The following is a 10403-nucleotide window of genomic DNA, read 5'->3' on the forward strand; positions in this document are numbered from 1 at the left end:
GGTCCTGCCATGCCGACTCGGAGATGACGCTGCCATCGCTGGCGTGCCACTCCATCTCGCCGGTCTCCTTGTTGGCGACCCACTGCCCGTCGGCATAGTCGACGTCCTCCTGGTCGCGTCCGCCCGAGGGGATCCCCTCGGCCAGCTGCGTCTCGGAACGGATGTCGACGCGGACGCCGGTCAGACGCGCGGCGAGCCGTGCGTTCTGTCCCTCACGACCGATCGCCAGGCTGAGCTGGTGATCGGGAACGATCACGTCGGCCTGGGTGCCGTCGTCGGAGATGATCACCTGGGTGACCTTCGCCGGCGACAACGCCTTGGCGACGAAGTCGGGCAGGTCCTCCGAGAACGGGACGATGTCGATCTTCTCGCCACGCATCTCGTTGACGACCATCCGGACGCGCCCACCGCGGGCACCGACACAGGCGCCGACGGGATCGACGTTGTGATCGTTCGACCAGACGGAGATCTTGGTGCGATGGCCGGGTTCGCGGGCGCAGGCCTTGATCTCGACGATGCCTTCGGCGATCTCGGGAACCTCGAGCTCGAACAGGCGCTTGATTAGGCCGGGGTGGGTACGCGACACGACGATCTGCGGGCCCTTCGGCGTCCGGCGGACCTCGACGATGTACGCCTTCTGGCGCTCGCCCTGGGCGGGACGCTCGAACGGGACCTGCTCGGCCTGAGGCAGCAACGCCTCGGCGCGACCGAGGTCGAGCAGCGTGTAGCGCGCGTCGGTCCGCTGGATGATCCCGGTGACGATGTCGCCCTCGCGGTTCGCGTACTCCTCGAACTTGCGGTCGGACTCGACCTCGCGGATGCGCTGGCTCATCACCTGGCGGAAGGTCTGAGCGGCGATTCGGCCCATCTCTTCCTTCTTCGGCGTGTCATCGCGTTCGTTGGTCCAGTTGCCGTCTTCGTCGACGTCGTACGCGATGAACGAGAAGTCCATCGTGTCGGGGTTCACCTCGACGACGACTTCGTCGGCTGCGTCGGGCCGGCGCTTGTACGCGGACGCGAGGGCGTCCACCAGCACGTGGAGGAGGGCGTCTTCCGACAACCCCTTCTCCTGAGCCAACATCGAGATGGCTTCGCTCATGTCGAGATTCGTCACGACTGCTGCTTCTCCTTGTTGCGTTGCTTCGGTGTGTTCGGCGGCGTCTCGGACGACTGCTTCGCCTTCTTGGTCTTGGTGTTTCCCGGGCCCTTGCCCGGTTTCGGCTTCGGACCCCATTCGAAGATCGTGCGGGCCTTGTCGACCGCTGCGATCTCGATCCTTCGCTCCACGCCGGATGCGGTCAAGACGGTGGCGGTGACCTCGTCGGCGGCGACGAGCTTGCCGTCGACCCGACGGTCCTCGCCCTCGGTGACCCCGTGACCGGCGAGACGCACGGTGATGTCCTTGCCGACCTCGCGCTGGAAGTGCTCCGGGGTGCGCAGCGGGCGTTCGAGCCCGGGGCTGGTCACCTCGAGCGTGTAGGCGCTCGAGATCGGATCCTCGTGATCCAACTCACGGCTGATCAGGCGCGTCGCCAGCGACAACGTGTCGAGGCTGATGCCACCCTCGGAGCCGGCGGGCGTGTCGATCGTGATCCGCAGCACCTTGCTCCGGCGTTCGACGTCGTAGAGGTCGAGACCGAGGTCGGAGGCGATCGGTGCGACCAGTTCTCGCACTCGGTCGAGTTCTGTTGCCATGTCGATCTACCTCCTTTCCGTCGTCGTCTCCACCCGATGTTCCGGGCTCATTCAACAAACAAGGCGTGAGGCAGGAGCCCCACGCCTTGGTCACGAAACCAATTTGCGGAATTCGATGATAGCAGCCAGATTCCCGCTTCGGGAGAGAGGTCCGGGCGCCGGATCGACCCTCGGCGAGCCACGACGTCCGCCGTGCTCCGACCCCTGCGGCCGGTAGGTTTCCGATCGTGCTCCGGATGTCGAACCTGTTCCTGAAGACTCTGCGTGACGACCCGGCCGATGCCGAGGTCGCGAGCCACCGTCTGCTCGTGCGGGCGGGCTACATCCGCCGCGCTGCTCCCGGTGGCTTCTCGTGGCTCCCGCTCGGTTGGGAGGTCTACCGCAAGGTCGAGAACATCGTCCGCGACGAAATGAACAAGGCGGGCTTCCAGGAAGTCCACTTTCCCGCGCTGCTTCCGCGTGAGCCCTACGAGACGACGGGCCGCTGGACCGAGTACGGCGACAACCTGTTCCGACTCCAGGACCGCAAGGGCGCCGACTTCCTGCTCGCGCCGACGCACGAGGAGATGTTCACGCTGATGGTGAAGGACATCGCCGCGTCGTACAAGGACCTCCCGGTCAGCCTCTATCAGATCCAGACGAAGTACCGCGACGAGGCCCGACCCCGAGCCGGTCTGCTGCGCACCCGCGAGTTCGTGATGAAGGACTCGTACAGCTTCGACCTGACCGACGAGGGCCTCGACGAGTCGTACGCCGCGCACCGCAAGTCGTACATCGAACTGTTCGACCGTCTCGGTCTGCCCTACGTGATCGTGTCGGCCATGTCCGGCGCGATGGGCGGTTCCAAGTCCGAGGAGTTCCTGTCACCGATGGACATCGGCGAGGACACCTACATCCGCTGCACCGCATGCGACTTCGCCGCGAACGTCGAAGCGGTGACGACACCGGTCCCCGACGAGATCGCGCTCGACGGGCTGCCCGAGGCCGTCGTACACGACACGCCGGGCACGCCGACGATCGAGACGCTCGTCGTCTTCGTCAACCAGGACGCGTCGATGCGCCACCCCGAACGGGACTGGACCGCAGCGGACACGCTGAAGAACCTGGTCGTCAACCTGAAGCATCCCGACGGCACGATCGAGCCGCTCGCGATCGGCGTCCCCGGCGATCGCGACGTCGACATGAAGCGGCTCGAGGCGGTCGTCGCCCCCGCCGAGGCCGAGCCGTTCTCCGAGGAGGACTTCGCGAAGCATCCGAGCCTCGCCAAGGGCTACATCGGCCCGGGCGTGCTCGGTGAGAACAATGCGTCGGGGATCCGTTACCTCGTCGACCCGCGCATCGTGACCGGCACCGCCTGGGTCACCGGCGCCGATTCGCACGGGAACCACGTCATCAACCTGACCGCCGGCCGCGATTTCACGCCCGACGGTGTGATCGAAGCCGCCGAGATCCGTCCCGGCGACACGTGCCCCGCATGTGGCTCGGAGGTCGAGATCGCGCGTGGCATCGAGATCGGCCACATCTTCCAACTCGGCCGGAAGTACGCCGAGGCGCTCGATCTCTGGGTGCAGGGCGAGGACGGCAAGCCCGCCACGCCGACGATGGGTTCGTACGGTGTCGGTGTCACGCGTTGTCTGGCCGCGATCGCCGAGGCGACCAGCGATGACATCGGACTGTGCTGGCCGCGCGAGATCGCTCCCGCCGATGTCCACCTCGTGATGGCGGGCAAGGAGGGCGGCCCGCAGCGCGACGCCGCCGAGCAGCTCGCTGCCGAGCTCGAAGCACGTGGACTCCGGGTGCTCTTCGACGATCGGGTCAAGGTTTCCCCCGGCGTGCGGTTCAAGGACGCCGAACTGATCGGGATCCCGACGATCGCGGTGGCCGGACGCGGCATCGCATCCGACGCTCCGACGATCGAGGTCAAGGACCGCCGTACCGGCGAGCAGAGCGACATCGCCCTCGCCGACGTCGTCGACCACCTCGTCGCCACCTGCCGCCCCTGACCCGGTTCGGGTGTTTCCGTCCGACCGGGTGTTTGCGTTGCTGGAAGTCCCGCAGAAACACCCGGATAGACGCAAACACCCGGATGTCAGGAGTGGCGGAGGAGGCCTTGATCGATCACGAGGCGTTCGGTCTCGCCTTCGCCGGCGCTGGTGGTGAAGACGGTGTGGCCGTCGTCGATATTCCACATCCGGATCGTGAGTGCCTCCCCCGGGAACACCGGTGAAGCAAAGCGGCCCTCGATGTGACGGAAGCGCGCCGGGTCGCTGTCGCAGACCGCGTGCAGCAGCGCGCGTCCGGTGAATCCGTACGTGCAGAGTCCGTGCAGGATCGGGGTGTCGAATCCGCCCATCGCGGCAAAGCCCGGGTCGGTGTGCAACGGGTTGCGGTCGCCGGAGAGTCGGTAGACGAACGCCTGATCACGCGAGGTGACATAGGTGATCTCGTGGTCGGCGGCACGCTCCGGCGGCACGTTCTGCGGACCCGAGGTGCCGCGGTCGCCACCCCAGCCGCCCGCACCGCGGATGAACACCGACGATGTCGTCGTGTAGAGCGGCTCACCGTCGAGCGTCGCCGTGGTCGCGGAATCGATCACCGCGGCCTTGCCCTTGTCGAACATCCCCGTGATCTCGCCCGTGAGGGTGACCGTGCCGCTGACGGGGATCGGGCGGTGGAGGGTGACGGCCTGCTTGCCGTGGACGAGCTGCGTCGGATCGAAGCTGCCGACCTTGCCCATCGCCGATCCGGCACCCCAACCGACGACCACCGGGAACGTCGGGAACACGACCTGTTCGACACCCTTCGTGTTCTCGGTGGTGAACTGGAGTTCCTCGTGACCGGCGCCGATTCCGACGGCGTACAGCAGCGCGTCTCGGCTGTCCCACGTCACATCGACGGGATCAGAGGTGGAACCGACTGCATCTGGATTCAAAGCCATCTGCAGAAGGTACGCCGCGACGGTCCCCCGCATCGGACCCGAGCCACCTGTTTCGGTGTCCGACCCCTCGGATCTGAGAACATCACCCGATGACCTCTGATGCCACCGCCGACGGACCTCGTCTGTCGACCACGTACGACGACGCGCGCTCGGCCGCCCACGCCGCCGCCCGCCGAGCCGACGCCACGACGACCACGTCCGTGCACCCATCGACCGGGCGCGACGGGGAGGAACTCGCGATCGACGTCGTGACGATCGGTCCGGACGATGCCGAGGCCGTCCTCGTCATCGTCTCGGGCACGCACGGAGTCGAGGGGTACGCCGGATCAGCCCTCCAACGGTGGTGGCTCGACGAGCGTGCGCACACGATTCCGCCGGGCGTGCGGGTGGCGATCGTGCACGCGCTCAACCCGGTCGGATTCTCCTGGGTCCGGCGCGTCAACGAGGACAACGTCGACCTCAACCGCAACTTCGTCGACTGGACGTCACCGCCGCAGAACGATGCATACGGTGACCTCGCCGACCTCCTCGTACCGACGGCGTGGGACGAGGAAACGCAAGCGGCGACGACGACGGCACTGCTCGAGATCGCCGGCGACGTCGGGTTTCCCCGCTTCCAGGAGATCATCAGCGGCGGGCAGTACGACCATCCGACGGGCGTGTTCCACGGTGGCTCCGGGCCGGCGTGGTCGAACCGGTGGATCACCGAACGGATGGCGAACCTCGTCGGGTCCGCGCGCAGGCTCGGCGTGATCGATGTCCACACCGGACTCGGGCCCTGGGGCCACGGCGAGTTGATCTCACACGAGTCCGCAGGTGATCCCGGCTACGACCGGGGTACGGCGTGGTGGGGCGAGGTCCGTTCGATGGCCGACGGCGAGAGCGTGTCGGCACAACTCAGCGGCGACTGGTTGGGCGCGATCGACGGCTGGGTCCCCGATGTCGAGGTGACGGCCGCTGCACTCGAGTTCGGGACGGTCGACACCGTGACCGTGCTGCAGGCGTTGCGCGCCGACGCCTGGCTCCACGCGCACGGAGACCCGCGCGGGCCGGACGGTGATGTGATTCGGGCCCAGGTGCGCGCGGCGTTCGCCGACGATGATCCAGCCTGGCTCGCGACGCTCGTCGAGCGTTTCGACGCCGTGTCGTCGGCAGCGCTCATCGCCCTCGCCGCTGGGAACTGACCAGCCGAACGGTCAGCCGATGCCGGCCACCAGGTTCTGTGGCGGGCCGCCTGTGACCCCGTTCATCCCCGTGTTGCCACGGGCCTCGGCGAGCAGACCCTCGACGGCGGCACCGAGCAGCGTCGGATCGTCGATCGGGTCGACCGACGGTCCGCGCACCCACGGTTCGGCGACGGCGAGGAACCGACCCGATGCCTCGAAGACCCGACCGGTCACCCCTGACGCCTCGGCCGAACACAGCCACGTGACGATCGGAGCGATCCACTTGGGCGACTGCGCCTCGCGGTCCTCGTCGGTCTCCGGTGCGGGTCCGAGCCCCTCGGTCATGCGCGTCAACGCGACCGGCGCGACGGCGTTCACCGTCACTCCGTAGCGAGCGAGTTCGAGCGCAGCGATGTTCGTGAACGATGCGATCCCGGCCTTCGCGGCGCCGTAGTTCGTCTGTCCCGGGTTCCCGTAGATGCCCGAGACGGACGCCGTGTTGACGATCCGGCCCGACACCTCCTTGCCCGCCTTCGACTGCTCGCGCCAGTACGCGGCGGCATGACGGGCCGGGGCGAAGGTCCCCTTGAGGTGCACGTCGATCACCGAGTCCCATTCGGCCTCGCTCATATTGGCGAGCATCCGGTCCCGCAGGATCCCGGCGTTGTTGACCACACCGTGGAGGTCGCCGAACGTCTCGATCGCCTGATCGATCATCCGCTTCGCGCCGTCCCAGTTCGAGACGCTCTCACCGTTCGACACGGCCTCGCCGCCCATCTCGACGATCTCGGCGACGACCTGATCGGCCGGCGAGAGATCGCCACCCGTTCCGTCGACGGCACCGCCGAGATCGTTCACGACGACCTTGGCTCCCTGGCGAGCCAGGCTCAGCGCATGCTCGCGTCCGATGCCGCGGCCGGCTCCGGTGACGATGACGACTCGACCTTCACACAATCCACTCATGGGTCGAAAGGTACGTGTCCGACGGCGACGCGTGCGAAGCCGACGACCGCTCCGACCCGTGGGCCCCTCGCGACGCAGCACCCGTCGTCGCTCCTAGCCTCCACATCGATGACGCATGAGAACCTGTCGGTAGACGTCGTGGTCGTGGGCGGAGGCCCGGCCGGGAGCGCCGCCGCGATCGAACTGTGCCGCTCGGGTCGATCCGTCGTCGTGATCGACAAGGCGACATTTCCTCGCGACAAGTGCTGCGGAGACGGACTCACCACGCTCGCCCTGCGCGAACTCGAACAACTCGGGCTGGAGCCGGACAAGGTCGAGGACTGGTGCGACGTCGACGGCGCCGTCCTGCGGTCGCCGTCCGGGAGGTCGGTCAGAGTGCCGCTCCCCGAGGACGGCCGATACGCCGCGGTCACCCCCCGGCTGCAGCTCGACGATGCACTGCTCCGGATGGCTCGCGCAGCGGGCGCCGATGTCCGCGACGGGCATGGCTTTCGTTCCTTCGACGACAGCCGGAGCGAGGTCGACGACGTCATCTGCGTGGAGGCCGACGGCCTGAGCATCGAGGCCCGATACGTGGTCGCGGCCGACGGGATGTGGAGCCCGGTCCGCAAGGCGACGGGAACGAACGACCCCGGCTACTTCGGTGAATGGCACGGATTCCGCCAGTACGCGTCCGGCGTCACCGGGTCGGCAGCGCACGACCTCCACGTCTGGTTCGAACCGGACCTGCTTCCGGGGTACGCCTGGTCGTTCCCGCTTCCCAGCAATCGGGCCAACATCGGGTTCGGCGTCCTCCGTGACGGAACCCGGACCGGTAAGGAGATCAAGGAGATCTGGCCCGATCTTCTCCGACGCCCTCACGTCATCGAGGCGCTGGGAAATGGGTTCACGATGGAGGACCGACACACGGCCTGGCCAATCCCGGCGCGTGTCGACTCGGTTCCGTTGACGGCAGGACGGGTCCTGTTCGTGGGCGATGCTGCTGCCGCGACCGACGTGATGACCGGCGAGGGGATCGGGCAGGCGCTATTGACCGGACGACTGGCCGCCGAGGCGATCATCGCAGCGGGCGCGACACGGCCCGATGATGCCGGTCGGCTGTACGCCCACGAGGTTCGCCACCATCTGGTCGCCGATCACCGCATGTCGCTCGCACTCGGTCGGGTGCTCGGCAAGCGCTGGGGAGCACGGGGAGCGATTCGCGTCGTCGGTGCAAGCGGCTCGTGGGGCCGCCGGAACTTCGCCCGCTGGATGTTCGAGGACGAACCACGAGCGGTCGCCCTCACACCATCACGCTGGCATCGACACTTCCTCGCCCGCGCCGGCGCCTACCGCGACTGAGATGCACGTTGGTGCCTGGCACCGACGTGCATTGCTCACGCGTCGGGGGGTTTGGACTCCACGTCGAGGTCGCCGACAGTGATGAGGATGCCGTCCTTGTCGATGTCGCCCGGCTCGTCGGGGCTCTCCGAGACGGCGACGATCTCGTCCTTCTCGGGACCCTCGTAGATCTCCTGGATCGCCAGCATCGCTCCGGCCATCGCGGCGCCGGCGACACCACCCTTGCGCCGCCCTGCCTCGATCGTCGATGTCCGACGTCGGGCGTACGTCTCCTCGTCCTCGATGCGTTGCCACTCGGCTTCGTCGAAGGGCGCCGCGCCCTCGTCGATACCGGGTTCGGCGGTGGCTCCGGCGTCATCGGTCATGACGTTCAGGATACGTCGGCCCGACGTCACCGTCGGGCCGATCGATGTTCGCCCGTGCACGCCAGTAGTTTCGACCCCGATGACGGACGAGACCCCTGCCGCACCGATGAACGACGTCCAGACGGCGGAGACCTTCGAGAAGGTGTTCTTCGAACTCCGCAAGGTGATCGTCGGCCAGACCCGCCTGCTCGAACGACTCCTGGTCGGCGTGCTGTGTCGAGGCCACTGCCTGCTCGAGTCGGTGCCCGGACTCGCGAAGACGCTGGCCGCCGAAACGTTGGCGAACGTCGTCGGAGGCACGTTCGCGCGCATCCAGTTCACCCCCGACCTGCTCCCGTCCGACATCGTCGGTACCCGGATCTACCGCGGCAGCAGCGAGACGTTCGACGTCGAGTTCGGCCCCGTGTTCGTGAACTTCCTCCTGACGGACGAGATCAATCGCGCTCCTGCCAAGGTCCAGTCGGCCCTGCTCGAGGTGATGGCCGAGCAGCAGGTCACGATCGGCGGCGTGACGCACCCCGTGCCGGAACCGTTCTTCGTCGTCGCGACACAGAACCCGATCGAATCCGAGGGCGTCTACAACCTTCCGGATGCGCAGCGCGACCGGTTCATGATGAAGATCGTGCTCGACCATCCGACCGCCGACGAAGAACTCACGATTCTCGACCGGATGGCGGTCAACACGATGGCCCCGGTTCCCGAGCAGGTGATCACGCTCGAGGAACTGATCCGGCTCCAACGTCGCGCCGATGAGGTGTTCGTCGACCGATCGGTCGCCCAGTACGCGGTCGACCTCGTGCAGTGCACCCGCGATCCGGCGCGCTTCAACCTCGGCGACCTGGGCGACATCGTCGGCCTCGGGGCCAGCCCCCGTGCGACCATCAACCTCGTCCGCGGCGCCCGTGCGCTCGCTCTGCTCCGCGGCCGGACCTACGCGACTCCCCAGGACGTTTTCGATCTCGCTCCCGAGATCCTCCGCCACCGCCTGCTGCTCACGTACGACGCGCTCGCCCGGGACATCACGACCGACGACGTGGTCAACCGGATGCTGTCGGCGGTCCCCGCCCACTGGGTCTCACCGAAGCCGAACGACGCGTTCTCGCGGAGCTGACCGTGAGCGGTTCCGCACCCGCGCCGAGCGCTCCCCCGACGACGCTCCCTCCCGCTGTCCCGCGACCCGCCGCGACCGGATGGGTCCAGGGTCCGACACCCGATGCCGTCACCGAGCGGCTGCGGTCACTCGAATTGATGATCACCCGGCGACTCGACGGAATCCTCCACGGAAATCACCAGGGACTCACCCCGGGACACGGCTCCGAGCCCGGCGAGTCGCGACCGTACCAGCCGGGTGACGACGTCCGCCGCATCGACTGGAACGTCACCGCCAGGACGAACGAAACGTACATCCGAGAGCAGATCGCCGATCGCGATCTCCTCGCGTGGCTCGTCGTCGACGTGTCGGCGACCATGGACTTCGGGACCCAGGAGAACGACAAGGCACAGACCGCGATGGCTGCGGCGGCGACGGTCGGATTCCTGACGGCTCGATCCCAGAATCGGCTCGGCGCCGTCCTGGTCGCGGGCCCGCAGCTCCACGTGATGCCACCGCGAGCGGGTGCGAACCAGGTGCGCGCCATCCTTGCCTCGCTCGCCACCGCTCCCCCGGCAGACGGAGCAGGACCCGCCGACCTCGCCGGTGCGCTCGACCGGGTGGGAGCGATCGCCCACCGCCGCGGCTTCGTCGCGGTCGTGTCCGACTTCGCCGGTGACGGGTGGGTCGAACCACTCGGCCGCACAGGGCTGCGCCACGAGATCCTCACCCTCGTCGTCTCCGATCCGCGAGAGTTCGACGTCCCACCGATCGGCCTCGTCGAGCTCGTCGACCCGGCCACGGGGCGCGCCCGGGAGATCCGCGTCACGGCGAAGGTCCAGCAG

At 67.7% G+C, this 10403-nt stretch carries 10 protein-coding genes; 5 read left to right on the top strand and 5 right to left on the bottom strand.

What is annotated here, in order from left to right; genetic code table 11:
- Together nusA and rimP are read right to left on the bottom strand one after the other, a co-directional pair.
- Positions 1-1099, bottom strand: a 1099-nt coding sequence (gene nusA, locus WBV89_RS05625) for a transcription termination factor NusA (protein WP_423980355.1), incomplete at its 3' end; no start/stop codon positions are given.
- Positions 1100-1110: 11 nt separating this feature from the next.
- Entirely contained in the window at positions 1111-1695 is a 585-nt protein-coding gene (gene rimP, locus WBV89_RS05630) for a ribosome maturation factor RimP (protein ID WP_423980356.1), read from the bottom strand.
- A 236-nt stretch (positions 1696-1931) separates the two neighbouring features.
- Here rimP and WBV89_RS05635 point away from each other — a divergent pair, with 236 nt between their 5' ends.
- On the top strand, positions 1932-3698 hold the full coding sequence (locus WBV89_RS05635; RefSeq protein WP_423980357.1) for a proline--tRNA ligase: 1767 nt from the start codon (positions 1932-1934) through the stop codon (positions 3696-3698).
- 86 nt (positions 3699-3784) lie between these two features.
- On the opposite strand, the gene WBV89_RS05640 is transcribed toward WBV89_RS05635, so the two are convergent.
- A complete protein-coding gene (locus tag WBV89_RS05640; RefSeq protein WP_423980358.1) occupies positions 3785-4633 on the bottom strand; it encodes a MaoC/PaaZ C-terminal domain-containing protein in 849 nt (282 codons plus the stop codon).
- Between the two features lie 89 nt (positions 4634-4722).
- Here WBV89_RS05640 and WBV89_RS05645 point away from each other — a divergent pair, with 89 nt between their 5' ends.
- Positions 4723-5817: a DUF2817 domain-containing protein gene (locus WBV89_RS05645; protein ID WP_423980359.1), complete on the top strand. Its 1095-nt coding sequence runs from the start codon at positions 4723-4725 to the stop codon at positions 5815-5817.
- Between the two features lie 12 nt (positions 5818-5829).
- Here WBV89_RS05645 and WBV89_RS05650 read toward each other — a convergent pair whose 3' ends face one another.
- The gene (locus WBV89_RS05650; RefSeq protein ID WP_423980360.1) at positions 5830-6762 is read right to left on the bottom strand and encodes an SDR family oxidoreductase; all 933 of its coding nucleotides are present in this window, start codon (positions 6760-6762) and stop codon (positions 5830-5832) included.
- A gap of 108 nt (positions 6763-6870) precedes the next feature.
- On the opposite strand from WBV89_RS05650, the gene WBV89_RS05655 reads away from it, so the two are divergent.
- Positions 6871-8103 carry an NAD(P)/FAD-dependent oxidoreductase gene (locus WBV89_RS05655; RefSeq protein ID WP_423980361.1) on the top strand — a complete coding sequence of 411 codons (1233 nt, stop codon included), beginning with the start codon at positions 6871-6873 and terminating at the stop codon, positions 8101-8103.
- A 35-nt stretch (positions 8104-8138) separates the two neighbouring features.
- Here WBV89_RS05655 and WBV89_RS05660 read toward each other — a convergent pair whose 3' ends face one another.
- Positions 8139-8468 carry a hypothetical protein gene (locus WBV89_RS05660; RefSeq protein ID WP_423980362.1) on the bottom strand — a complete coding sequence of 110 codons (330 nt, stop codon included), beginning with the start codon at positions 8466-8468 and terminating at the stop codon, positions 8139-8141.
- On the opposite strand from WBV89_RS05660, the gene WBV89_RS05665 reads away from it, so the two are divergent.
- Positions 8467-9579 carry an AAA family ATPase gene (locus tag WBV89_RS05665; protein ID WP_423980363.1) on the top strand — a complete coding sequence of 371 codons (1113 nt, stop codon included), beginning with the start codon at positions 8467-8469 and terminating at the stop codon, positions 9577-9579. The two genes, WBV89_RS05660 and WBV89_RS05665, sit on opposite strands and share 2 nt — an antisense overlap.
- A gap of 2 nt (positions 9580-9581) precedes the next feature.
- The coding region (locus tag WBV89_RS05670) for a DUF58 domain-containing protein (protein ID WP_423980364.1) at positions 9582-10403 on the top strand (822 nt) is incomplete at its 3' end.

Origin of the sequence: Ilumatobacter sp. (assembly GCF_049588435.1) — a bacterium.
Classification (GTDB): domain Bacteria; phylum Actinomycetota; class Acidimicrobiia; order Acidimicrobiales; family Ilumatobacteraceae; genus Ilumatobacter_A.